This is a genomic window from Flavobacterium macrobrachii (genome assembly GCF_014486675.1).
In the GTDB taxonomy this organism is placed as follows: domain Bacteria; phylum Bacteroidota; class Bacteroidia; order Flavobacteriales; family Flavobacteriaceae; genus Flavobacterium; species Flavobacterium macrobrachii.
The window spans coordinates 1-22,030 of record NZ_JACTAC010000011.1 but is presented as its reverse complement, the minus strand read 5'-3'; the positions used below and the strand labels follow the sequence as shown (position 1 = coordinate 22,030).

Annotated in this window: 20 protein-coding genes and 1 tRNA gene; 13 read left to right on the top strand and 8 right to left on the bottom strand. The window is 32.1% G+C overall.

Annotated features, from left to right (window positions below; genetic code table 11):
• The first annotated feature begins 52 nt into the window (after nucleotides 1–52).
• Entirely contained in the window at nucleotides 53–3,388 is a 3,336-nt protein-coding gene (locus IAI56_RS04335; protein WP_187656706.1) for a DUF7619 domain-containing protein, read from the top strand.
• 31 nt (nucleotides 3,389–3,419) lie between these two features.
• Here IAI56_RS04335 and IAI56_RS04330 read toward each other — a convergent pair whose 3' ends face one another.
• Nucleotides 3,420–3,896, bottom strand: coding sequence for a TspO/MBR family protein (locus IAI56_RS04330; protein ID WP_187656705.1), 477 nt, complete (start codon nucleotides 3,894–3,896; stop codon nucleotides 3,420–3,422).
• An 81-nt stretch (nucleotides 3,897–3,977) separates the two neighbouring features.
• Here IAI56_RS04330 and IAI56_RS04325 point away from each other — a divergent pair, with 81 nt between their 5' ends.
• The 6 genes from IAI56_RS04325 to IAI56_RS04300 all read left to right on the top strand — a co-directional run bounded on the left by IAI56_RS04325 (nucleotide 3,978) and on the right by IAI56_RS04300 (nucleotide 10,303).
• Nucleotides 3,978–5,063: a diphosphomevalonate decarboxylase gene (locus IAI56_RS04325; RefSeq protein ID WP_187656704.1), complete on the top strand. Its 1,086-nt coding sequence runs from the start codon at nucleotides 3,978–3,980 to the stop codon at nucleotides 5,061–5,063.
• On the top strand, nucleotides 5,060–5,998 hold the full coding sequence (locus tag IAI56_RS04320) for a mevalonate kinase family protein (RefSeq protein WP_187656703.1): 939 nt from the start codon (nucleotides 5,060–5,062) through the stop codon (nucleotides 5,996–5,998). Before IAI56_RS04325 ends, IAI56_RS04320 begins: the two co-directional genes overlap by 4 nt.
• 9 nt (nucleotides 5,999–6,007) lie before the next feature.
• Entirely contained in the window at nucleotides 6,008–6,934 is a 927-nt protein-coding gene (locus tag IAI56_RS04315) for a geranylgeranylglycerol-phosphate geranylgeranyltransferase (protein WP_187656702.1), read from the top strand.
• A 204-nt stretch (nucleotides 6,935–7,138) separates the two neighbouring features.
• Nucleotides 7,139–8,038: a pseudouridine synthase gene (locus IAI56_RS04310; protein ID WP_187656701.1), complete on the top strand. Its 900-nt coding sequence runs from the start codon at nucleotides 7,139–7,141 to the stop codon at nucleotides 8,036–8,038.
• 71 nt (nucleotides 8,039–8,109) lie between these two features.
• A complete protein-coding gene (locus IAI56_RS04305; RefSeq protein ID WP_187656700.1) occupies nucleotides 8,110–8,472 on the top strand; it encodes a nuclear transport factor 2 family protein in 363 nt (120 codons plus the stop codon).
• Between the two features lie 64 nt (nucleotides 8,473–8,536).
• Nucleotides 8,537–10,303, top strand: a complete 1,767-nt coding sequence (locus tag IAI56_RS04300) for a DUF885 domain-containing protein (protein ID WP_187656699.1) — start codon at nucleotides 8,537–8,539, stop codon at nucleotides 10,301–10,303.
• 39 nt (nucleotides 10,304–10,342) lie between these two features.
• Here IAI56_RS04300 and IAI56_RS04295 read toward each other — a convergent pair whose 3' ends face one another.
• Nucleotides 10,343–11,083, bottom strand: coding sequence for a hypothetical protein (locus IAI56_RS04295; RefSeq protein WP_187656698.1), 741 nt, complete (start codon nucleotides 11,081–11,083; stop codon nucleotides 10,343–10,345).
• 202 nt (nucleotides 11,084–11,285) lie between these two features.
• Nucleotides 11,286–11,367, bottom strand: a tRNA-Leu gene (locus IAI56_RS04290).
• A 155-nt stretch (nucleotides 11,368–11,522) separates the two neighbouring features.
• Between IAI56_RS04290 and IAI56_RS04285 the strand changes: the two genes are divergently transcribed.
• The 5 genes from IAI56_RS04285 (at nucleotide 11,523) to IAI56_RS04265 (ending at nucleotide 17,086) form a co-directional block, all read left to right on the top strand.
• Nucleotides 11,523–12,911, top strand: a complete 1,389-nt coding sequence (locus IAI56_RS04285) for a dipeptidase (protein WP_187656697.1) — start codon at nucleotides 11,523–11,525, stop codon at nucleotides 12,909–12,911.
• 262 nt (nucleotides 12,912–13,173) lie between these two features.
• Nucleotides 13,174–13,545, top strand: a complete 372-nt coding sequence (locus IAI56_RS04280) for a BlaI/MecI/CopY family transcriptional regulator (RefSeq protein WP_133533200.1) — start codon at nucleotides 13,174–13,176, stop codon at nucleotides 13,543–13,545.
• A complete protein-coding gene (locus tag IAI56_RS16210; RefSeq protein WP_239106989.1) occupies nucleotides 13,542–15,458 on the top strand; it encodes a M56 family metallopeptidase in 1,917 nt (638 codons plus the stop codon). Before IAI56_RS04280 ends, IAI56_RS16210 begins: the two co-directional genes overlap by 4 nt.
• Complete coding sequence (locus tag IAI56_RS04270) at nucleotides 15,459–15,875, top strand: hypothetical protein (RefSeq protein ID WP_187656696.1); 417 nt, start codon at nucleotides 15,459–15,461, stop codon at nucleotides 15,873–15,875.
• Nucleotides 15,876–15,985: 110 nt separating this feature from the next.
• Nucleotides 15,986–17,086, top strand: coding sequence for a DUF4407 domain-containing protein (locus IAI56_RS04265; protein WP_187656695.1), 1,101 nt, complete (start codon nucleotides 15,986–15,988; stop codon nucleotides 17,084–17,086).
• An 80-nt stretch (nucleotides 17,087–17,166) separates the two neighbouring features.
• Here the strand turns inward: IAI56_RS04265 and IAI56_RS04260 are convergent, their stop codons facing one another.
• Complete coding sequence (locus tag IAI56_RS04260; RefSeq protein ID WP_187656694.1) at nucleotides 17,167–17,877, bottom strand: PH domain-containing protein; 711 nt, start codon at nucleotides 17,875–17,877, stop codon at nucleotides 17,167–17,169.
• A gap of 189 nt (nucleotides 17,878–18,066) precedes the next feature.
• Between IAI56_RS04260 and IAI56_RS04255 the strand changes: the two genes are divergently transcribed.
• Nucleotides 18,067–18,792, top strand: coding sequence for a hypothetical protein (locus tag IAI56_RS04255; protein ID WP_204158774.1), 726 nt, complete (start codon nucleotides 18,067–18,069; stop codon nucleotides 18,790–18,792).
• Here IAI56_RS04255 and IAI56_RS04250 read toward each other — a convergent pair.
• From IAI56_RS04250 to IAI56_RS04235, 4 genes are all read right to left on the bottom strand, one after another.
• Entirely contained in the window at nucleotides 18,784–19,143 is a 360-nt protein-coding gene (locus tag IAI56_RS04250) for an MmcQ/YjbR family DNA-binding protein (protein WP_187656693.1), read from the bottom strand. The two genes, IAI56_RS04255 and IAI56_RS04250, sit on opposite strands and share 9 nt — an antisense overlap.
• A gap of 1 nt (nucleotide 19,144) precedes the next feature.
• Entirely contained in the window at nucleotides 19,145–19,897 is a 753-nt protein-coding gene (locus IAI56_RS04245) for a cyclase family protein (protein ID WP_187656692.1), read from the bottom strand.
• 80 nt (nucleotides 19,898–19,977) lie between these two features.
• Nucleotides 19,978–21,114: a radical SAM family heme chaperone HemW gene (gene hemW / locus IAI56_RS04240; RefSeq protein ID WP_187656691.1), complete on the bottom strand. Its 1,137-nt coding sequence runs from the start codon at nucleotides 21,112–21,114 to the stop codon at nucleotides 19,978–19,980.
• Between the two features lie 38 nt (nucleotides 21,115–21,152).
• Nucleotides 21,153–21,983, bottom strand: coding sequence for a DUF6252 domain-containing protein (locus IAI56_RS04235; RefSeq protein WP_187656690.1), 831 nt, complete (start codon nucleotides 21,981–21,983; stop codon nucleotides 21,153–21,155).
• Nucleotides 21,984–22,030 lie beyond the last annotated feature (47 nt).

Below are 22,030 nucleotides of genomic sequence, written 5' to 3'. Positions count from 1 at the left end.
AATGTTGTAGGTGCTTCAAAATCAATTATATTTGATTACTAATTCTAATCAAATGAAACAAACTCTACTCCTTTTTTTATTTTTCACCCTAAAAGTATTCGCTCAACCTAGCATTACAACTTATAATGTTTGCGATGACAATAACGATGGTTTTGCTATTTTTGATTTAACTACAAAAATCCCTGAGATTTTAGCCAATGATAATCCAGTAGATTTTTCAATAACTTTTCATGAAACTTTAACAGATGCTCAAACCAATTCAAATGCAATAACAACAATTGGAGGTTATACGAATGTTCAACCATTTGTACAAACTATTTTTATAAATAAATTAAACAATGCAACAAATCTAAGTGATTTACTTGCTCTAGATATTATAGTGCAGCCAAGTCCAATTGCTGATGTTGCCGCGGTAACAGCCTGTTTTTATCAAGGAGTTGCGCTTTTTGATTTAGGAACTACAGCTGAGTTAATTTGGGCTCAAAATAATGCTACACCAAATCTAATAAGTGTCAGTTTCCACAATTCACTTGTTAATGCAATGAATCAAATCAATCCTTTGCCATATCAGTTAGCTTCACAAGATAACTTCACAGTAATCTATATTTCAATAAAAAATACAATAACAGGTTGTTCTACTTTTACTCCTTTATCTCTCATAGGTGAAAATTGTAACAATAACAATTGTCAAACACCAACTAACTTATTTATTGAACCTGTTTCAAACAACATTTACACTTTAGATTGGTCTACTGTTAATGGAGCAACAAGTTATGAGGTTTTTCTAACTGGTATTAATAGTCCTGAACCAACACCAAATACAACCGGTATAAGTTCAACTGTTAGTAATTATACCTTTTCTAACTTAAACTGTGGAACTGCTTTCAAATGTTATGTTCGTTCAGTTTGTTCAACAAATGACACTTCTCCATGGTCTAATGCTATTATTTTTGAAACACCTGATTGTAGCGGTGGAACATGTGTTGTTCCAACAAATTTAGCTACAAATAGCATCACATTAAATTCCGCTACATTAAATTGGTCAACAAATAATAACGGTGATACTTCTTGGGAAATTTATATTGTTCCACAAGGAAGTCCTGCGCCAACAAGCACAACAACTGGTTCAGTAATTGCAAATGTTAATCCTTTTATAATTGTTGGGTTAAATTGTGGTACTTCTTACACATATTATATTCGCGCAGCATGCACCAATCAAGCGTTTTCTGATTGGTCAGTTGGAGCAAATTTTCAGACTATTGGCTGCGGAACTGCTGTAACCGTTTCTACAACAACTTTAACGCCAACACAAATTTTAAACACCGTTGTGCTTAACGAAGAATGTGGCACACCTACCAATATCGTTACGCAAGGAATATGTGGGATTGGCTATTTTAACAACAACGATGGCGATTTTCCTTTTGAAGAAGGATTAATTCTCCGCAGCGGAAACGCTAATCTATCTGGTGGAAGTTATACTGGTGGAAATTCACTTTCCTCTACTTGCTCTAACTTAAATGATGGCGATTTGAACAATGTATTAGTTTCAACAGGAAATGCTTCGGGAACAATTAATGATGCTACTTTTATGAAATTTGATTTCGTTCCAACATCCAATTTATTAACATTCAATTTCATTTTCGCTTCTAATGAATATGGAAATTATCAGTGTAATTTCTCCGATGTTTTTGGATTTATTTTAACCGATTTAACCACTGGAGATAAACAAAATATTGCGGTTGTTCCAAACACTACAATCCCAATTTCAACTACAACAGTTAGAAATAATCTTTACAATAATGCTTGTCCATCGGTAAATGCGCAATATTTTGGTAGTTTCAACCCAAATAATCCAGAAAGTGATATCAACTTTGTTGGTCAAACGGTTCCTTTAACGGCTTTTGCAAATGTGATTCCAAATCGTCAATATTCGTTAAAATTGGCAGTTGGTGATTATAATGACTCTATGTTTGATTCAGCAGTATTTATTGAAGGTGGTAGTTTGGCGTTTGGCAATCAATGTAATGATAATATTCAGTTAATGGCTTTTGTTGATACGAATACGAACGGAATTAAAGATACTGGAGAAGTCGCTTTTTCCCAAGGAACATTCAATTTTGTTGTAAATAATGATGGAATTACAACCGAAAACCAATCTTCAAACGGTACGTTTTATATTTTCCCTGAAAACCTCAGCAATAGCTATGACATTTCGTTTTTAGTTTACCCAGAATTAGCAAGTTTTTTCTCCAATTCAACTACATTTACTGATATTGTTTTTGATGAAAATGGCGATAATATTTACTATTTCCCTATTACAAATACGCAACCTTACAACGATGTAGAAGTAAGCGTAAGTTCTTTTGGAAATCCAAATCCAGGGTTTAATTACAATAATTATATCATATACAAAAATAATGGTTTAACACCTGTTTCTGGTATTTTGCAATTTAACTATGATAGTATTTTAACTGTATTAAGTATTTCTCAAGCTGGTACTATTGCCACATCCAATGGCTTTGCCTATAACTATATTGATTTACAACCTGGTGAAACACGAATTATTTATGTAAACTTCATTGTACCAACAATTCCTATAGTTAGTTTGGGACAATTAGTAACAAATACCGCTATTTCAATAAATGATGGTGATATCAATTTAACAAATAATACCTCTGAATTTATTCAAACCATTATTGGTTCTTATGATCCAAATGATAAACTAGAAGCGCATGGCGGAAAAATAGTTTTTGATGAATTTGACTCAAATGATTACTTGTATTACACCATTCGTTTTCAAAATACAGGAACTGCCAATGCACAGTTTGTTCGACTAGAAGATACTTTAAACGAAATGCTAGATGAAACTAGTGTGAGAATGATTACATCAAGTCATAATTATGTTTTGACAAGAAATAACAATCAATTAACATGGCAATTTGACCAAATAAATCTTCCACCTCAAATAGTTAATGATACAGGAAGTAATGGATTTGTACAATTCAAAATAAAACCAAAAGCAGGTTTTGCTTTAGGAGATGTTATTCCAAATACTGCTGAAATATATTTTGATTTTAATCCAGCAATCATCACCAATACTTTTGAAACTGAGTTTGTAGAAACGTTAGGCAATACTCAATTTAATGCGTCAAGCATTGGTTTGTATCCTAATCCTGCTAAAGAAAACTTCACGATAGGTAATAGTGGTTCAGAAAACATCACTCAAATTACTATTTATGAAGTTAGCGGAAAAAGAATATTCCAACAAACTAAATCGTTTGAAACTCAAACGACAATTCCAGTTTCTACTTTTGCCAAAGGAATATATTTGGTAGAAGTTGTTTCTGAAAACAAATCAAAAGTAACAAAGAAGTTAGTTGTTAAATAAACTAAAAGTCCCGAAATTATCGGGACTTTTTTTATCGGTTTAAATACCAAATACTAAACGTTAAAACGGTTGCAAAACTAACCCATGCCAAATAAGGAAGTAAAAGATAACCCGAAATTTTATCTAATTTCTTAAACTGAAGATAGGTTTCATAAATCATCAACCAAAGTAAAATAATTTCAAATGAAGCCAACATCGGATTACGCAATCCAAAAAACAAATACGACCATAAAGCATTCAAAGCCAATTGAATTATAAAAAATAGAAAAGCCTTTTTTACATTTTTTTCATCAGTATCAATTTTGTTCCAAACTCTTCCAGCAGCGAAACCCATCATAACGTAAAGCAATGTCCAAACAGGTGCAAAAATCCAATTAGGCGGATTAAAAAATGGTTTGTTCAAATCGGCATACCAAGTTGGAATATTTTCTCGAGTAACTATACTTGAAATGTAACCAACCGCCAAACAAGTCAAAATTACAGTAGCAATTCGTAGAATTTTTTGCATGATAAAAAGATTTTAGTCAAATGTACTACAGATTTATAAACTATTTTTAAAAAAAGTATCTTTGCCAAAAAAAATTTAGTTATGGTTTCTGAAAAAGATTTTATTTCAACCGAAATGGCATCAATCGAAAAAGGCAGTTTTCAATGGAGTTCGCCAAGTAATATCGCTTTAGTAAAATATTGGGGTAAAAAAGAAAATCAAATACCAGCCAATCCATCCATAAGTTTTACTTTGAACAATTGTAAAACGATTACTAAATTGGATGTCTCCAAAAAAGAAACAAACTATACCTTTTCATTCGATTTATTATTTGAAGGAAAACCAAAAGAAGATTTTAAACCAAAAATTCAAAAATTCTTTGAACGCATTGAAAAATATTGCCCTTATTTAAAACAATATCATTTCACGATTGATACTGAAAATACTTTTCCACATAGTTCTGGAATTGCTTCATCTGCATCTGGAATGGCAGCTTTATCGATGAATATTATGAGTTTGGAAAAAGCGCTCAATCCAACTTTAACAGATGATTTTTTCTACCAAAAAGCATCATTTCTAGCTAGATTAGGTTCTGGAAGTGCGTGTAGAAGTATCAAAGGAAATGTAGTTGTTTGGGGAAAACATAGCGAAATTTCAACTAGTTCCGATTTATTTGGAGTAGCATTTCCGTTACAACTTCATGAAAATTTCCACAATTATCAAGACACCATTTTATTAGTTGACAAAGGCGAAAAACAAGTTTCGAGCACAGTTGGTCACGATTTAATGCACAATCATCCGTATGCTTCAACTCGTTTTGAACAAGCGCACACCAACTTATCGGCATTAAAAAAAGTGCTGGAAAACGGAAATTTAGACGAATTCATCAAAATTATAGAAAGCGAAGCACTCACTTTACACGCCATGATGATGACTTCAATGCCTTATTTTATTCTAATGAAACCGAACACATTAGAAATCATCAACAAAATTTGGAAGTTCAGAAACGAAACGAATATTCCTATATGTTTTACACTCGATGCAGGAGCAAATGTCCATGTTTTGTATCCCGAAAACGTTAGCGAGAAAGTTTTACAATTTATTCAGCAAGAATTAGTTGGCCATTGTCAAAATGGTAACTATATTTGTGATCAAATTGGAAACGGAAGTCAATTGATACAACTATGAAAGGACCACTTTTTTATTCAAAAATTCTTCTCTTCGGAGAATACGGAATTATCAGAGACTCTAAGGGTTTATCTATTCCTTACAACTTTTATAACGGTGCTTTGAAAGTGGACGAAAATCCATCAGCCGAAGCTATGAAATCAAACGAAAGTTTAAAACGATATGTTGGTTATTTGGAACAATTACAAGAAGACCAACCTGAGCTAGTAACTTTCAATTTACAATTACTAAAAACGGATGTTGAACGTGGCATGTATTTCGATTCAAGCATTCCACAAGGTTATGGCGTTGGAAGTAGTGGCGCTTTAGTTGCTGCTATTTATGATAAATATGCCAATAATAAAATAACCGTTTTAGAAAACCTAACTCGTGAAAAGTTATTGCAGTTAAAAACCATTTTCTCTCAAATGGAGTCATTTTTCCACGGAAAAAGTTCTGGTCTTGATCCATTAAACAGCTATTTGAGTATTCCAATTTTGATTAATTCAAAAGATAATATTGAAGCTACCGGAATTCCATCGCAAAGCGCAACAGGAAAAGGTGCTGTCTTTTTATTAGACTCTGGAATTGTTGGCGAAACAGCACCAATGGTTAACATTTTTATGGAAAACCTAAAGGAAGAAGGTTTCCGAAAAATGCTAAAAAACCAATTCGTAAAATATACGGACGCTTGTGTGGAAAATTTCCTTGGCGGTGATATAAAATCACTTTTCAAAAACACCAAGCAATTATCTAAAGTCGTTTTAAATAATTTCAAACCAATGATTCCCGAACAGTTTCATGGCGTTTGGCAACAAGGAATTGATACTAATGATTACTACCTAAAACTTTGCGGTTCTGGAGGTGGCGGATATATTCTTGGTTTCACCGAAGATTTAGAAAAAGCAAAACAATCCCTAAAAGATTACAAACTTGAAGTAGTTTATCAATTTTAAATTTCTACTATGCTTAGCCGAAAAACCAAACATCTGCTGTTAAAAATTATCAGCATGTTTTCTGTGGTTCGAGGCTATAACATTCCAGTTATTGTCTTGGCACAATACCTGTCGTCTATATTTATTCTTGCTCCCGAAAAAAGAGCTTTGGAAGTAATCCTCGACAAAAATCTTTTCTTAATCGTACTTTTATCCTCATTAACCATAGCTTCGGGTTACATTATCAACAATTTTTACGACAGTAAAAAAGACCTAATCAACCGACCAAATAAATCCATGCTCGATAGATTAGTCAGTCAAAAAACCAAACTTCAAGTTTATTTTTCAATCAATTTTATTGTTTTTATACTCGCCTTTTTTGTGTCAATCCGAGCCGTACTTTTCTTTTCTTGCTATATTTTTCTCATTTGGTTCTATTCCCATAAACTCAAAAAAATAGCAATCATTGGTAATTTAACCGCCTCACTCCTAGCCGTTTTACCATTTTTTGCCATCCTTTTATATTTCAAAAACTTCTACAACGTCATTTTTGCACATGCAACATTTTTATATTTACTCATTCTCATCCGCGAAATGATAAAAGATTTAGAAAATATAAAAGGCGATATAGCAAACGATTACCAAACCATTCCCGTAATTTTTGGCGAAAATTTCTCCAAAAAAACCATCACATTTTTAACGATTTCCACCATAATTCCAGTATATTTTCTAATCGAAATATTCGAAGTTGGCTACATGGATATCTACTTCTACATTAGCATGATAATCCTGATTTTCTTTCTCCAAAAACTCTGGAAATCCGAAACAAAATCCGATTATCTAAAACTCCACAATATTCTAAAGTTCATAGTAGTTTCGGGCGTTTTTTGCATCATTTTAATCAATCTCGAAGTACTAATTCACGGCAAAAAAGTAGTCGAAACCATTGTTCGTTAGTAGCGAAACTTTCACCAATTACTACACCTTTTTCCCGCTTTCCGTTTCAATCTCTTCGAGGATTTCCACTTCAAATGAAATTCATCGAACTCCAATAAAAATTATTAACAAAGTGAAATAATCGGGGCTAATTTTTAAACCATAGCATTTTATTATACGATATAAGCATCTGAAATACGTATCTTTGCACAAATTACAGAATTTATGAATAATAAGGAAGGCAACAATAAACGAAACAGTTCACGTTCAAATAGTTCGAGACCAAATTCGAATAAGCCAAAACCTGCCATGCAAAAACGTGCGCAAGGTCCAAAAAAAGTAAAACCAACAACTGATTCTGCATCACCAAAGAAAACAGCAAAACCAGTAAATAATATACCTAAACCACTAAAATCGGACGACATTCGATTGAACAAATACATTTCCAATTCAGGAGTTTGTTCACGTCGTGATGCCGATATTTATATTCAGTCAGGAAACGTAAAAGTAAACGGCGAAGTTATTACTGAAATGGGCTACAAAGTAAAACCTGGCGATGTGGTAAACTTTGACGGAACAACGTTAACTCCAGAACGCAAAGAATATATTTTGCTAAACAAACCTAAAAACTTCACAACTTCTAACGAAGACAATGATGATTATAGAAATGTTTTAGAATTAGTTCGAGCAGCAACCAAAGCCAAAATTCAACCCATCGGAAGAATGGATAAAAACACTACTGGTTTATTAGTTTTCACAAACGATACTGATATGATTAGAAAATTCAGTTTACCTAATCAAAAATCAACAAAAATCTATCAAGTTTCCCTAGACCGAAATTTAAAATTTGAAGATTTAGAAAAAATTTCTGGTGGCGTAACGCTTGACGGACATAAATTATACGTGGACGAAATCAGTTATATTGAAAACGAACCAAAAACTGAAATCGGGCTAAAACTAAGAACACCAAACGTGAAAGTAGTTCGTGCTATTTTTGAAAGTTTCAAATACGATGTACTTAAAATTGACCGTGTCTCTTTTGCTGGATTGACAAAGAAAAATTTACCTCGCGGTAACTGGCGTTTCTTAACAGAACAAGAAATCATCAATTTGAAAAATCTATAAAAATTGTATATTTACATTACTAAAATCCTCTTTTTTAGAATAAGAGGATTTTTTTTGTCTAAAAATAAAATATGTCAACAGAAAAAAACCTATCCATTGCGCATCTTTGGTTTGAAGCCTTTAATGCTCATAATCTTGAAAAACTTTTGTCATTATATGATGATGAAGCACAACATTTTAGTCCAAAATTAAAAATTCGCCATCCCGAAACCAATGGTTTAGTTATTGGAAAAGATGCTTTACGTTCTTGGTGGCAAGATGCTTTTGACCGATTGCCAAGTTTGCATTATAAAGTAACTTCATTAACTTCAAATTCGGATAGAGTTTTTATGGAATACATCAGAACTGTGGAAAACGAACCCGAAATGCTCGTAGCCGAAGTACTCGAAATTAAAGACGGAAAAATCATTTTTTCCCGAGTTTATCACGGATAATTTATCATTCCGTTAACTAATCAATTCAGTTAAAAATATAGTTTTACCTACTAATCAATACATTATGAGAAAAATTTATTCATTTTCGGCAATTGTAATTTTGTCATTACTTTTTGCAAACTGCAAATCCGACGAAAAACCACAGGACTTCAAATCAATAACTGATAACTATTTCAATGAAAAAAACGAATTAAGTCCGCTTGAAGCAACCTTCAATGGACAAACAGAGCAAAACGACAAATTAGTTTTTGAAATGACCGATGCGTATCGTTCTAAAAAGAAAGCTCTTTTTGAAAAATATTTATCCGAATTAAAAAAAATTGATTTCGACAAACTATCCGAAGAAGAAAAAAATAGCTACGACATCATCAAATGGGAAGCTGAAGTTGGCATTTCATTATTGGAACAAAACGGAAATTTAACGCCAATCAATCAGTTTGACGGAACGCATTTAACGATGGGACAATTGGCCAGTGCCGAAAGTGCGCAACCATTCAAAACCGTTGACGATTATGAAAAATTCTACAAAAGATTAGATTTATATACCGTTTGGATTGATTCTGCTATTGTTTATATGAAAAAAGGAATGAACCAAAATGTGCTTTTACCAAAAAGTTTGGCAGTAAAAGTTGTTCCTCAATTTGAATCGTTAATTACTCCAAAAGCCGAAGACAATCTTTTTTATTCAAGCTGTAAAAAATTCCCAACCGAATTTACGCAGCAACAAAAAGACGAATTATCTAAAAAATATGCAGCTACAATTTCTGAAAAACTTATTCCTCAGTTTCAAAAAATGGTAAAATTTTTAAACGAAGAATATGTTCCAAAATGCAGAACAACCAGCGGAATAGGAAGTTTAAATGGCGGAAATGAATTGTACAAATCTCTAGTAAAACAATGGACAACAACGACCAAAACTCCTGAAGAAATTCACGAATTAGGATTGAAAGAAGTTGCTCGCATTAAATCGGAAATGGAAAAAGTAAAAACCCAAGTTGGTTTTACTGGAACAATAATTGAGTTTTTTGAACATGTTAGAAACAAACCCGAATTAAAACCATTCAAAGATCCAAAAGAAGTAATTGCTAATTTTGAAAGATACCATAAAATCATCAAGCCAAATGTGGATAAACTATTTTCGCTTCAACCAAAAACTCCGTTTCAAATCAAACGAACAGAAGCATTTAGAGAAAATACCGCGAGTGCCGAATATATGCAAGGTGCAACCGACGGTTCGCGTCCGGGAACTTTTTATGTTCCAATTCCTGATGTAAAAAATTACAACTACTATGCCGATGAAGATTTGTTTTTGCACGAAGCCATTCCAGGTCATCATTTCCAAATTTCGTTGCAACAAGAAAACGCAGCTTTACCCGATTTCAGAAAATTCAATTGGTTTGGTGCTTATGGTGAAGGTTGGGCTTTATACACCGAAAGTCTTGGAAAAGAATTAGGTTTATACAATGATCCGTATCAATATTTTGGAATGTTAAGCAGCGAAATGCATCGCGCTATTCGTTTAGTAGTTGATACTGGTTTGCATAGCAAAGGTTGGACGCGTGAACAAGCGATAAAATATTCACTTGAAAACGAAGCCGAAAGTGAAGCAAGTATTATTGCCGAAATTGAACGTTATATGGCAATTCCAGGACAAGCTTTGTCTTATAAAATTGGCCAATTAAAAATCATTGAGCTTCGCAAAAAAGCCGAAACAGAGATGAAAGACAAATTTGACGTTAAAGTTTTCCATCAAAAAGTATTGGAATCTGGCGTAATGCCATTGGCTTTGTTGGAAAAGAAAATCAACGATTGGATTTCCACTGCAAAATAAATTCAACAAAAAACGGCTTTCAAATGAAAGCCGTTTTTTTTATTTTTTAATTCCCTGTTCTAATTTATCAAAATTGATAGGATTTCCGTTTACGTCAAAATATTGGTAGTGATATTTCAACTTTCCATCAAATTCTTCTATTCTAATTTCCATTTGATAAAAACCGCCTTTCCACTCAACAACAACGCTAAAAGTATATTCTGCAACACCAAAACTACTTGGCATTGTACTAGCATAAACCAATCGTCTTGACTTTAAATTTAGCGTATTAATCTCAAAATTTTCATACGTTCCAATTCCTTGCTCATCAGAATCAATTCCTTCTTCATCATGATGACCAATAACTCGGCTACTTTTCTTAACATCTTTAGTATAATTATAAATATCTTTAATTGAAACAATTACATCTTTCAACGAATTTTTCCCAACATTAAAAACATAAAATCTCAATTGATGCACGTAGGTGTTTTTATCTGATTTTTTACCATTATCATCGGACAAATCCAAATCGGTAATTTCAATCAACGGTAAATTATTACCCAACATATTCTGATAAGAATACGCAACACTTGGAGAAAAAGCACTAGAATCTAGTTCTTTATTTTTTAGTACACTGTTTAGTTTCTCAATTTCTTTTTTGCTTTTGGCTAATTCAATTTCTACTTCAGGCGAAGCAACAGTTGAGCCATTTCCTTTGTAATAAATAAAAATGGCTATCGCTATTAAAATACATCCTAGAATTGCTAGTATAATCGTTATCATATTCGATTTATGGTTCATTCTTTTCTATTTGATACTTCTTCAAAAGTGTTACATAGTAAAATACGATGTAAAACTATCTTAAAAGAATTCAATAATAAATTTTTAACGATAAATAGCTCAATTTTAAGATAAAAATCAAATTTTTAGCAATAATTGCAATTTTTCTAGATAAAAAACCAATAAAAATAAAAAAAGCCCAAACTTTCGTTTGAGCTTTCTGTGCGGGTAATAGGACTCGAACCTACACGCCTTGCGGCACCAGATCCTAAGTCTGGCATGTCTACCAATTTCACCATACCCGCGAAATTTGTGAGTGCAAATATAAACATTACTTTGTAATTTCCAATACTCAATTAATAAATTCCAAAAAAATACTTCTCCTGCAAAAATTTGGAATTTGGAATTCAAAAAATGGGATTTCTATTTGTATATTTGACATTATTCAATTTTAATTAAAATGGACAACATAAAACACTACGTTCAACAAAACAAAGAACGTTTTATCAACGAATTAATCGAATTATTAAAAATACCTTCGGTTAGTGCTGATAGCGCATATTCTCAAGATGTCATCAACACTTCTGAAGCCGTAAAAGCTAGCTTGGAAAAAGCTGGATGCCAATTTGTAGAAATTTGCGAAACACCAGGTTATCCTATTGTTTTTGGCGAACATATCATCGACACCAATTTACCAACAGTTTTGGTTTATGGGCATTATGATGTTCAACCGCCAGATCCAATGGAACTTTGGACTTCTCCACCATTTGAACCTGTAATAAAAACTACCGAAATTCATCCTGATGGAGCCATTTTTGCTCGTGGTGCATGCGATGACAAAGGTCAGATGTACATGCATATAAAAGCATTTGAATACATGATTGCCAATAATTGTTTGCCTTGTAATGTAAAATTCATGATTGAAGGCGAAGAAGAAGTAGGTTCAAAATCGTTAGGCTGGTTTGTAGAACGAAATCAAGAAAAATTAAGTTGCGACGTGATTTTAATTTCTGATACCGGAATGATTTCTAATTCGCAACCAAGTATAACAACAGGTTTGCGTGGTTTAAGCTATGTTGAAGTTGAAGTTACAGGACCAAATCGCGATTTACATTCTGGACTTTATGGCGGCGCTGTAGCCAATCCAATAAATGTGTTGACCAAAATGATTGCATCACTTCACGACGAAAACAATCATATTACTATTCCTGGATTTTATGATAAAGTAGAAGAACTTTCCGCTGAAGAAAGAGCTGAAATGGCAAAACGTCCTTACTGTGAAGACGAATATAAAAAAGCGCTAGACATTGCTGATGTTTATGGTGAAACAGGTTATTCAACCAATGAAAGAAATTCGATTCGTCCAACACTTGATGTAAACGGAATTTGGGGTGGTTATACTGGCGAAGGTGCAAAAACAGTAATCGCAAGTAAAGCTTTTGCAAAAATTTCGATGCGTTTGGTTCCAAATCAAGATTGGGAAGAAATCACCGAACTGTTCAAAACCCATTTCGAAAGTATCGCACCAAAATCGGTGAAAGTAAAAGTAAAACCTCATCATGGCGGACAAGGTTATGTAACACCTATTGACAGCATTGGTTATCAAGCTGCTAATAAAGCTTACACTGAAACCTTTGGAGTTCAAGCTATTCCAGTTCGTTCTGGAGGAAGTATTCCAATTGTAGCGTTGTTTGAAAAAGAATTGAAATCCAAAACCATTTTGATGGGATTCGGTCTCGACAGTGATGCCATTCACTCACCAAACGAGCATTTTGGAATATTTAATTACTTAAAAGGAATTGAAACTATTCCGTTGTTTTATAAATATTTTGTGGAACTAAGTAAATAAGTTTTACCACGAAGACACTAAGAAAACACAAAGTTCACAAGAAAAAAAATCTGCAAAATCAAATATGATTTTGCAGATTTTTTATTTCCAATAAACTTGTCATTTCGAGGAACGAGAAATCTCATAATCATTGCTTATATTGATGTGATTTCTCCTTGCTCGGAATTACAAAAAAGAAAAAAAATGTTAAATTACTACTCTACACTTGTAGAATTGATTTTTTATTCTACATTTGTAGAGTTAATTCTAAAAACATAGAGCAATGCAATTATCCAATTCTGAAGAACAACTAATGGAACATTTGTGGAAACTTGAAAAAGCTTTCATGAAAGATTTGCTAGAAGCTTATCCTGAACCAAAACCAGCAACAACAACCGTTGCCACGCTTCTGAAACGAATGATTGATAAAAAATTTGTCGCTTACAACGAGTTTGGTAATTCACGCGAATATTATCCATTAGTCAAAAAATCGGATTATTTCTCTAAACATGTGAACGGATTGATTAAAAATTTCTTTGACAATTCAGCATCGCAGTTTGCTTCCTTTTTTACAACCGAAACAAATCTTTCGGAAAAAGAATTGGAAGAACTTAAAAAAATTATTGATGTTCAACTTCAAAAAAAGAAAAAATGATAGACTTTATTATATCATCATCGGTTTGTTTGAGCATTTTTCTTGCAGTATATCATTTGCTTTTGGAAAAAGAAAAAATGCACAATTTCAATAGATTTTACCTATTGGGTTCGATAGTAATTTCATTGCTAATTCCATTTTTAAACTTCGAAATCATAAAAGAAATTCCTGTAGAAGTTTCAGAAACCGTTATGGTTGAAGGAATAATTTCAAGTCAAGCGGTTTTTGTTGAAGAAGAACCTTCGATTTTACCATTAATCATTTGCAGTTTATATGGTTTAATAACTTTTGGACTTTTCATTCGTTTTGGAAAAAATATTTTGGAACTTATATCAAAAACCAAGTCAAATCCAACGGTAAAATATCAAAACGCCAATTTGATTTTATTGGAAGAAAAAGTACTTCCGCACACATTTTGGAACTCCATTTTTATCAATTTTGATGATTATAATCGCAGAAATATTGAAGATGAATTATACACGCATGAATTAGTTCACGTAAATCAAAAACATACATTAGATATTCTATTTATCGAGACACTGAAAACCATTTTTTGGTTCAATCCGTTGTTTTATTTCTACAAAAAAGCTATTCAACTTAACCACGAATTCCTTGCTGATGAAGAAGTAGTAAAATCATGTGATAATGTTCCGTTTTACCAAACCTTATTGCTGCAAAAAACTAGTATCAATCACGTATTTCTAACCAGTAATCTCAACTATTTAGTTACCAAAAAAAGATTAATTATGATGACAAGAAACACCTCAAAATCATTGGCTTTACTTAAAAAAATCGCAATTCTACCAATACTAGCAACAATGATTTACTTTTTTTGTGTAGAAATTGTAGCGCAAGAAAAAAAAGTATCTAATGAAAATTACAAAACAAAAAATCATGCTGTTGCTTATGCTACATCTGAAACAAATAAAAAAATAAACAAAAACAATTTAGAAGAGTATTTTAAAGGTGTTCGAATCAAATATTATGACAAGTTAGTCTTAGTTGAAGAAGAAACAAAAGCTCCAAATACTGTTGGTGCAAAATATCCAAAATTAATTTTTGATAAAAAATACGAAGAACTTACAAAAGAAGAGAAAGAAGATATTGAAATTTCTTTAATTCTTAGTATGCAAAAACCACTTGAAAAAAAATCACCATCTCAACAAGAACTGAAAGAATTCCAAAATTCTAAAAAATTTGCGATATGGATTGATGGGGAAAATGTAGCAAATAGTGAATTAAACAAATACAACGTTAAAGATTTTGCCTATTATTCAGGAAGTGTTATTCTCAAAAACGCGCGAACAAAAAAGCATCCACAACCCTTTCAATATTGGTTTTATACACAACCTTATTTTGAAAAACAAAATATAGGAAAAAATAAGGACAAATATCCTGGCGATGAAATTGTGATTTTTAAAGAAGGAAGAAATCAAATTATTACACCAACTGAAAAATCAGCAGTAAGAGCAGAAGTTATCACTTCTGAGGAAGAAGTTTTGCCTGTTGCCAAAAATGAAAAGCCAAAAAAAGTTATCGTTGGAAAATATGATGAAAAACCAACTTACATTGAAAAAAATAAAAATAAAAAAGTTGAAGTAGTGGCAATTGGTGAAGAAGCCGATTTGGAAATACCTACTTTTCCTGGTGGAATTTCGGAGTTTTATAAATTCGTTGCTAAAAATTTTAAAATGCCTAAAAATTTCAACAGTAAAGAAAAATTGATTGTTTCCTTTATTGTTGAAAAAGATGGAAGTTTGTCAACTTTTGACGTAAAAAAAGACTTAGGTTCAGGCACAAAAAAAGAAGCGGTCAGAGTTTTGAAAAGTTCTCCAAAATGGATTCCAGCAAAAGTTAAAAATGAGACTGTTCGTTATCAATACGTGCTTCCAATCCAAATGTCCAAAGAATAAATGAAATTCCTTCTGATTTTTCTAACTGCGATTATTACAATTGGCTTTTCAAGTTGCAAAACCAATAAAACCTTAAACCATCATCGGGAAGGAAAATGGGTTTTTAAAGATACTGTAAATGGAGTTTTATACAAATCGAAAGGAAAATACAAACAAAGTCAAGAAATCAAAATGTGGAAATATTTTGAAGATTGCAAACTAGTTAAAACTGAAAAATACGAAGACAATATTTGCCATATTAAAACTTTTGATGAAAAAGGCAGAACCACTTCCATTGGAAAATCGATGATTGTGGAAGAAAATAACGAAACACATTGGTATTTAACTGGCGATTGGATTTTCTTTGATGAAAAAGGAAAAATCATCGGGATAAAAAAATATAAAAAAGGAGAATTAATCTCAGAAATTGAAATGTAAAAAATCCGCAGCTGTTGCGGATTTTTTGTTTAAATATCAATCACTTACAATAAAAATTATTTTTTGGCGTTATATTTGTATAATCATCATTAATCAAAAAATAATCAATCATGTCAAAACGTTTTTTCCTTCTTTGTTCTGGTGTCGATACTGACATTGTGAACGGTTGTTCCAACGGCGAACAAAACAAATATGCCGGAATTGGAGCTACAGTTTTTTTTACAGCCGTAATGGCTTTTATTGCTGCTTCTTATGCTTTATTTACCGTTTTTGACAACGTATTTATTGCAGTTGCTTTTGGATTAGTTTGGGGATTTTTAATCTTCAATCTCGACCGATTTATTGTTTCTACTATCAAAAAAAGAGATAATTTTTTGGATGAATTTATTCAAGCTTCGCCACGTATTGTTTTAGCAATTATCATTGCAGTTGTAATTTCAAAACCTTTGGAAATCAAAATTTTTGAAAAAGAAATCAATACTGTTTTATTAAAAGAAAAAAACGAAATGGCTTTGGCAAATAAAAAGCAAGTTGCCAATTATTTTCAGTCAGATTTGGATAAAAACAAAGCGCAAATCGATAGTTTGAAAAGCGATATTACCAAAAAAGAAAAAGAAGTAAACGATTTATACTCAACTTACATCACCGAAGCTGAAGGAACAGCCGGAACCAAAAAATTAGGAAAAGGTCCAGTTTATAAAGAAAAACGCGAAAAGCACGATGCGGCTTTGCAAGATTTGGCAACTTTAAAAACAACCAATAAAACCAAAATTGCCGACTTGGAAGCCAAAGCCAAAACGCTACAAGCTGATCTAGACAAAAAAGTAACCGAAACTCAACCTATTATTGATGGTTTCGACGGATTAATGGCTCGAATTAATGCTTTGAATAAATTACCTTGGTTGCCATCTTTCTTTATTATGTTGTTATTTTTAGCGATAGAAACTTCTCCAATTATTGCCAAATTATTATCGCCAAAAGGTGAATATGATTTCAAACAAGAAGATGGTGAAATGGGAATTAAAAACGTAATCGCTCAAAATCGTTATCAAAGTGAATTGCAACGAAAAACCGATGCCGAAATCTATGATAAAGTGTACGCTGATATCAAAGACGACAAGGAATTGTACAATTACAAGAAAAAAGGCGCAACCGAATTATTGAAACTTCAAGCCGATGGTTTTGTAGAAAAACAAAAGAAATCAATGTAGTTTAATTGCATAAGTACATAGAAAAAACCCTGTCAGAGTTTGAAACTCTGACAGGGTTAATTTTAAAGAAAAATATACTTTTACATATATTTTATAATCTCAGTCTTTAGCTTATCATATTCGCCTTGAAGAATTAATCCGTTGTCTAACAGTTTTTTATAGTTCTGAAGTTTTTCAAATAATTCATCTTGAGATAAATCGGCTAAACCTTTCTCGGTTTCTGCTTTCTCATCTGGAAATTGCTTTTCATCTCGATAACCCGAAACCGGAATAATTTCAGCAAAATTGGTTACTTCTTCCGCTTGAACTTCTTCGATAGCTTCTACTTCTTCTATAATTTCTACTGGAGTTTCAACAACTTTTGGTTCGTCAATAATTGGTTTATTCACAACCGGATTTTTTAACAAATCCAATTGCTCTTTGGCAAAAGTGTATAATTTTCGGGCTTGATTTTTTGGTAAATAATCTACAGTATGCGTTAAATCGGATTTGGTAGAAAAAGTAAATTCAGCTCCTAAAATTCCTTCTTTTACAAAACTTGCTGCAATATCATCCCAATCATAATCAACAAATTCCATTGATAAACCAAGATTTTTTGGTTTGCAAAGAATGATTCGCTTATTGGTTACCACAATGCTATCGGGCAAAATAGTTACGGCTGGTTTTTTTTGAACTGCAATATATCCAATTTCTTCATTGGACATCAATAGATTATCGAGCTTTGAAGTGATTTTTTCAATTGCTTTTGGATCTTGATCTTCGTTTAATATTTTCTTTAAATTATCAATCATATTGAAAGTTTATGAGTTTAAAAGAGATATCAAAAGTAATGCCTATTTTAATACAATTTATAGAATGTTAAAAAAATAATTAATAGTAATACTTTTGATTTTTTTAGTAAAACTTTTTAATTTAATTAACTTACTGTTAAGATTGTGTTTTACTTCTTTTATAGAAATTTGCAATAAAATTAAAAAAAAGTGAAAAGAGTTGTATTTTATTTGTTGGTACTTTTTGTTCAATGGACTTATGGTCAACAAAACCTATTTAACATTCCTTCGGGCGATATTACAAAAGAAGGTAAAATTTTCTATCAACACCAACTTAATGTTTATTCTGAAAAAATCGAAAGTAAAGGACACTTTGTTTATGGACTTGGCAAAGGTTGGGATGCAGGTATAAATCTTGTTGGAAAAGGCGCTTATTTTTCTGATGATTGGCGATTGGCTTATAATAGTGATACTCGTTTTGGCTCTGTTTACCCAAATTTGATGGGAACTTTACAAAAACAATTTAAAATAAATGACAAACTAGATTTTAATATTGGGACTCAAATTGGTGTAAACTTGAGTACAAAACTTGAAAATAAAGAGTTAAATAATTTCAACTATGCCATTTTTACTAAACATATAGGCAAAGGAAGTAGAATTGTTGCTGGTGCATATCACGGAAACCGAATGTTTCTTGGTACAGGAAACGATACTGGAATTTTATTGGGTTATGAAATGAAACTCAATAAACGTTGGTATCTAATGGGCGATTGGGTTAGCGGAAGTAATAACGAAGGTGTAGCGGTTCTTGGTGGAATGTATAATCTTTCTAAACGAGTGCAGCTTTGTGCGGGTTGGCTATTGCCCAACGAAAATAATCCAAAACCACAAGGTGTTGTGCTAGAAATCAATATTTTAACTTGGGATTTATTTTAATTCGTCACGAAGTTTTTTTGGTAAACCTGCCACAACCAATTCGTAGGAATGATTGATGAAATGAATAATTTTTTTATCATCAACTTCTTTGTTTACAAAGATAGTGTTCCAATGCTTTTTATTGGAATGATATCCTGGCGTAACGCTTTCATATTTTTCCCTTAATTCAATAGCGTAGTCTGGATCACATTTTAAATTCACCGTTGGATTTCCATTTTCCCAATCTTTTAGCGAAGCCAAACAAAACATTTTCCCAGCTACTTTAAACACTAAAGTATCTTCATCAAACGGAAAATGTTCGGTTACACCTTTTTTGGAAAGACAAAATTCGTAGAGTTGTTGGATGTTCATTTTAGTCTATTTTATACAAAATCGGTTTACTTGGAGAAGCATCATTTTCAAACGAAGCTATCTGAATATTTAGTAAATAACTTCCATCTAAAATTTCATTGGGTACAAAAATCATTTCAGTAATCGTAGAATCCAATCGTGAATCATCATTCAAATTAGCAATATCTTTTACATTCCAAAATGCTTTATGTGCCAATAACTTTCCTTCATCTTCTTCCCTATCAACACTTGGTAAATCAATTAACAAATGCTGAATTCTGCTTTCACGAATGAAAATTGCGGCTTCTTCCGAAAGATATGGCGGATTGGTTTTGGAATAATTTCTATGTTTTTTTTCATCAAGATTTGGTAGTGTTCTGATGACAATTGCACTTGGAAATTTTCCATTTAACGATTTTTCAATCTGCTTTTTTGTAATAACAAAATCATCGTCAATGTTCTCTGGTTCAACGGAAATCAGTTCTGCTGTAAAGAAAAATTGTTTCAAACATTGATTTATCGAATAAAACTCTCGTGTGATATGTCCGAGACATTCGGTATGCGTTCCGTGCCCATGCGGATTGAAAAAAATATTGTTGAAATTGGTCGAACTTCCTTCAGAAACTTTTCCAATCCAATCACCAAAACGAACTGGTTCGATTTCAGGTTTTTCGATATACCACGCAATTGGATTTTTATCAGAATTTGTTATAGGAATAGAAATATCAATGGGTTTTGATAGGTCGATTTCGAAATTATTTATTTTTGCTTTCATGTTAACCACTAAGACCACGAAGTTTTCACGGAGTTCACAAAGCTTTGTGTTTCTTTGTGCCTTCTTTGTGTGCTTTGTGGTTATTTTTCCAAATTTAACAAAAACAAGTCACTTGCTATTCCGTCGCAAAGAAATTTTCCCTTTTGGGTTGCTTTTAAAATCTTTTCATCAAAATAAAGTAATTCATCTGCAATAAATTTTTCGGATTGTTTTAAAAGATATTCTAGAAAATCAGTTCCAAATTCATTTTCAATTTTATCTAGAGAAATTCCCCAAATGGTTCGCAAACCGGTCATAACATATTCATTGTATCTATCGTTTTTGGATAAAATTTCAGTTTCGGATGGTAATTTATTTTCAGCTATTGCTTTTAAATACAAACTGTTGTTGGGAATATTCCAACTTCTAGAAATTCCATCAAAACTATGAGCTGATGGTCCAATTCCGATATATTTTTTGCCCAGCCAATACGCGGAATTGTTTTTAGAGAAATAATTTTCTTTCCCAAAATTGGATAATTCGTAATGAATAAAACCGCTTTCAAAAAGTTTGTCGACTAAAATTTGAAAATGTTCTTGAGCAACTTCGTCTTTAGGTTCATTGATTTTTCCGGTTTCTATTAATTTTTTCAAAGCCGTTCTAGGTTCAACCGTCAAAGCATAACTGGAAATATGTGGAATATTGAATGACAAAGCGGTTTCGATGTTTTGCAACCATTTTTCGTTGCTCATGTTCGGCATTCCATAAATCAAATCGATGGAAATATTATCGAAATATTGTATAGCTAATTCCAGACATTTTTTGGCTTCATCAGCATTATGTGCGCGATTCATCAGTTTTAAATCATCTTCAAAAAACGATTGAATTCCAATGGATAAACGGTTGACTTGGTTATTTGATAATTCAAGAATTCGCTCATTAGACAAATCATCTGGATTGGCTTCAATAGTGATTTCGGGATTTTCTACAACGTTGAAATTCTTAAACACTTCATCAATCAAAAATCTCAAATCTTCAATTGCTAATATCGACGGCGTTCCACCTCCAAAATAAATCGTCTCAACCTCATCATTTTCAAATTCATTTTTTCGCAACGCTATTTCTTTTGCCAATGCCAAAACCATTTCATCTTTTTTCTTCATTGAAGTCGAAAAATGAAAGTCACAGTAATGACAAGCTTGCTTGCAGAATGGTATGTGAATATAAATTCCAGACATAAGTCTGGCAAATATATTAATTAGTTAAAGGCTAAAACTTAAAAATTTGATTTAAAAGTTCCACTTGTAACTTGAATTGAATTAGAACCGCTTGTTGCTGTCAAACTAAATGTTCCTTCAATTATTCTTATGAAACTGGAAACAACTGTGTTCGATGTAATAGTTAATGTTCCTGTTGTTTGATAAAAATCATATTCTTTAGTTGTCGTATTAAATTTTGCAAAACCGATTTTGTTTTGACTATTGTTAGTGAATGAATATGTTCCCGTTTCAATAGTCTCTTCTGTCAAATTCATTATTATCATATTTTCATCGTCACTAATATATTTTCTATCTACATCAGAAAAACCATTGTCCCAAAAATCAGTTTCGTACCAATCTTGACCATTAATCTTACATGATAAGCCTAATCCAGTAATTGAAGGTGTTTGATTAATATACTCTGTATCAAAACTTCCTGACAAAGTAACACTTTCAGAATTTAGGTCAGTTTCGTCACTATACAATGTTCCACTATAAGTAACTTTTATTGTATTTGTAGCTTCATTTAGTGATACAATATTGAAAGTAAAATAATTTGATTTGTAGTATTGATAATTATAGAAAGAATTAAATTCAGCGTCATCGTAAGAAACAGACTCCAAATCACCAAATTGATTAAAAACTATTTCAATTGAAGAGTCATCACTTCCAGTTGCATAAATGGACATGGTTCTTTCGCTTTTTTGAGCAAAAACATTACTCAATGTAATTGGACTTCCATTTACCGTAAGTGCGGTTTGAACAGAACTTCCACCATCACCATCAGATGAGCATGAAAAAAAGCTAAAGGCTAATACAAGAAAACAAATAAGTTTTAAATTTTTCATTTTTTTAAGTTTTTTATGTTAATGACTGCAAAATATGAAAAAATTTT

Bases quoted from the DNA above. Each gene is read 5' to 3' on its own strand.
- IAI56_RS04335 (WP_187656706.1), top strand. From the start codon at position 53: ATGAAACAAACTCTACTCCTTTTTTTATTTTTCACCCTAAAAGTATTC.
- IAI56_RS04330 (WP_187656705.1), bottom strand. From the start codon at position 3,896: ATGCAAAAAATTCTACGAATTGCTACTGTAATTTTGACTTGTTTGGCG.
- IAI56_RS04325 (WP_187656704.1), top strand. From the start codon at position 3,978: ATGGTTTCTGAAAAAGATTTTATTTCAACCGAAATGGCATCAATCGAA.
- IAI56_RS04320 (WP_187656703.1), top strand. From the start codon at position 5,060: ATGAAAGGACCACTTTTTTATTCAAAAATTCTTCTCTTCGGAGAATAC.
- IAI56_RS04315 (WP_187656702.1), top strand. From the start codon at position 6,008: ATGCTTAGCCGAAAAACCAAACATCTGCTGTTAAAAATTATCAGCATG.
- IAI56_RS04310 (WP_187656701.1), top strand. From the start codon at position 7,139: ATGAATAATAAGGAAGGCAACAATAAACGAAACAGTTCACGTTCAAAT.
- IAI56_RS04305 (WP_187656700.1), top strand. From the start codon at position 8,110: ATGTCAACAGAAAAAAACCTATCCATTGCGCATCTTTGGTTTGAAGCC.
- IAI56_RS04300 (WP_187656699.1), top strand. From the start codon at position 8,537: ATGAGAAAAATTTATTCATTTTCGGCAATTGTAATTTTGTCATTACTT.
- IAI56_RS04295 (WP_187656698.1), bottom strand. From the start codon at position 11,083: ATGAACCATAAATCGAATATGATAACGATTATACTAGCAATTCTAGGA.
- IAI56_RS04285 (WP_187656697.1), top strand. From the start codon at position 11,523: ATGGACAACATAAAACACTACGTTCAACAAAACAAAGAACGTTTTATC.
- IAI56_RS04280 (WP_133533200.1), top strand. From the start codon at position 13,174: ATGCAATTATCCAATTCTGAAGAACAACTAATGGAACATTTGTGGAAA.
- IAI56_RS16210 (WP_239106989.1), top strand. From the start codon at position 13,542: ATGATAGACTTTATTATATCATCATCGGTTTGTTTGAGCATTTTTCTT.
- IAI56_RS04270 (WP_187656696.1), top strand. From the start codon at position 15,459: ATGAAATTCCTTCTGATTTTTCTAACTGCGATTATTACAATTGGCTTT.
- IAI56_RS04265 (WP_187656695.1), top strand. From the start codon at position 15,986: ATGTCAAAACGTTTTTTCCTTCTTTGTTCTGGTGTCGATACTGACATT.
- IAI56_RS04260 (WP_187656694.1), bottom strand. From the start codon at position 17,877: ATGATTGATAATTTAAAGAAAATATTAAACGAAGATCAAGATCCAAAA.
- IAI56_RS04250 (WP_187656693.1), bottom strand. From the start codon at position 19,143: ATGAACATCCAACAACTCTACGAATTTTGTCTTTCCAAAAAAGGTGTA.
- IAI56_RS04245 (WP_187656692.1), bottom strand. From the start codon at position 19,897: ATGAAAGCAAAAATAAATAATTTCGAAATCGACCTATCAAAACCCATT.
- hemW (WP_187656691.1), bottom strand. From the start codon at position 21,114: ATGTCTGGAATTTATATTCACATACCATTCTGCAAGCAAGCTTGTCAT.
- IAI56_RS04235 (WP_187656690.1), bottom strand. From the start codon at position 21,983: ATGAAAAATTTAAAACTTATTTGTTTTCTTGTATTAGCCTTTAGCTTT.